General features: G+C 67.6%; 1 protein-coding gene. It reads right to left on the bottom strand.

The genetic code is table 11. The features are described 5' to 3' along the window. Positions 1-32 precede the first annotated feature (32 nt). Complete coding sequence (locus DFR41_RS27280; protein ID WP_114805033.1) at positions 33-1,367, bottom strand: IS110 family RNA-guided transposase; 1,335 nt, start codon at positions 1,365-1,367, stop codon at positions 33-35. Between the last annotated feature and the right edge of the window lie 276 nt (positions 1,368-1,643).

Raw genomic sequence — 1,643 nt, forward strand, 5'->3', positions numbered from 1 at the left:
CTCTCAAGAAACAGAACTGAAGACAGCTGACTTCATGCAGCGGCCTCCACGGGGTGGATCTGGAAGCCCAGCGCAGCGGCGCGGCGCTTGAGGGCGGCGATGCTGCGCTGGCGCTGCTGCTGCTCGTAGCGCTGCTGGCCCTGGTCAACGAAGGCCTCGCCTCGGGTGAGCATGAAGTACACCATGCGTGCGAGCTTGTGCGCCGCGGCGGTGTTCGCCTTGGGCTTGTCCATACGCGATGACAGCCGTCTGTAGAACGCCCCCAGCGCCGACTCGCTGCGCCACAGGCTCTGCGCGGCCAGCTTCAGTGCCTGCCGCGCCCGGTTGGCCGAGCGCTTGGTGCCCGAGGACAGCACCTTGCCGCCACTGATCTTGGTGCCCGGGCACAGCCCCAGCCAGGAACAGAAGTGTTTGACGCTGGCGAAGCGGCTGACGTCCGGCCCGATCTCGCTGAGCAGTTTCATGACCACTGTCACCCCCAGCCCGTTGATGCGTGTGAGATCCACGCCCGCCCAATTGGCCAGCCGCTGGCGGATGTCGTGTTCGGTGCGGGCCTTGCTGCCGGCGCGCGGCAACTTGCCGATGTCCACCTTGGCCGTGCCGCGCGCATCCAGCAGCGCGTCCAGCCGCGCGTCGCACTCCGCCAGATGGCGGCCGATGTCGTCGTACATCGCCAGCGCCTGCTTGAGCACGAACAGGTGCTCCTCGCGCCAGTTGCCCTGCAGCGCCCGGGCGATCTCGGCTTCGCTGGCCTTGACGCGGCGCTGGCGGTGGCGCGCCAGCCTCTTGGGGTCACGCTCGCCGGCCACGATGTCGCGGATCACGGCCTGTCCCGTCTGGCCCATCACGTCGCTGAGCACCTCGGTGAGCTGGATGTTCATCTGCACCAGCGCCTTTTGCATGCGCTGCACCCAACTGGCCTGCTCTACCAGCAGCGTCTGGCGCTGACGCGCCACCGCGCGCAGCACGCAGACCTCGGCGCTCGGCCGCCACGCCGCGCGAAGCAGCCCCAGGCTCATCAGCTTCTGCAGCCACTGGCAGTCTTGCACGTCGCTCTTGCGGCCGGGCACGTACTTCAGCTGCCGCGCATCCACCAGCCACACCTTCAGCCCGTGCTGCTCCAGCACCTCGAACACCGGGATCCAGTACACGCCGGTGGACTCCACTGCCACCGTGTCCACCCCCAGGCCCACCAGCCAAGCCGCCAGCGTGTTCAGATCCTCGGTCATCGCGCCAACTTCGCGCACCGGCTCGCACCCGGCCTGCTCGGCCAGATGCCGCGGCACCGCCACCCAGTGGCTGGACGCCCCGATGTCGATCCCCGCCGCGTTCGGGAACACCTCGTCTTCTCGCTTGCGCATTGCCATGCTCTGCCCCAACATCGTTGATGAACGGCAGCGCCATGCAAGGCGTCGATCTCGACTCGATCTCTCAAACGGGATGCGGCTCACGCCGCTCACCACTGTCGCCGACGACCTGCGGACCATGCTCAGAAGCGGGCTCGCACCACAGCGTCCGACAACGCCGCGGGCTCGCACCAATGACGTGTCGGTCATATCGGCGCTGCCGTTCACCTTGTAGCGCAGCAGCACCATCGTTTCTTCGCGAACGCCGGGCGCGGTCATGGGCCTGGGATGCTCAGA

It is taken from the genome of Pseudacidovorax intermedius (assembly GCF_003350475.1).
Lineage (GTDB): Bacteria > Pseudomonadota > Gammaproteobacteria > Burkholderiales > Burkholderiaceae_C > Xenophilus > Xenophilus intermedius.

Coding starts and splice junctions, on each gene's coding strand:
- DFR41_RS27280 (WP_114805033.1), bottom strand. CDS start 1,367: ATGGCAATGCGCAAGCGAGAAGACGAGGTGTTCCCGAACGCGGCGGGG.